The sequence below is a fragment of the Devosia alba genome (assembly GCF_039938915.1).
Taxonomy (GTDB): Bacteria; Pseudomonadota; Alphaproteobacteria; order Rhizobiales; family Devosiaceae; genus Devosia; species Devosia alba.
Window position 1 is genome coordinate 1 of sequence record NZ_JBDUUI010000082.1, and the last position, 276, is coordinate 276.

The window sequence follows — 276 nt, forward strand, 5'->3', positions numbered from 1 at the left end:
CGGCACCGGGAGCCTACGTTGGGAATTTTCGTTCAACAGATACATCATTGGAGACAAGGGCAGATATGCTCAATAACTTTCCGATGATTCTGGACGACTCGAAGAATGCTTCTCAGTATATCCGGGATAACTACGAAACATTGATTTACAATCTCTGTTCTGGCAAAGGAAAAGCACGTTCAAATAAGGACCTCGGAGCAGCTAAGGAAAATACATGGAGTAATGTGACTATTTGCAACGGTGAGAACCCTATTTCGGAATTTGCAGATTCCGGCG

Annotated in this window: 1 protein-coding gene; it reads left to right on the forward strand. The window is 44.2% G+C overall.

From position 1 onward, the window contains the following. Positions 1 to 65: 65 nt before the first annotated feature. Positions 66 to 276, forward strand: a 211-nt coding sequence (locus tag ABFY71_RS18855; RefSeq protein ID WP_347947406.1) for a hypothetical protein, incomplete at its 3' end; no start/stop codon positions are given.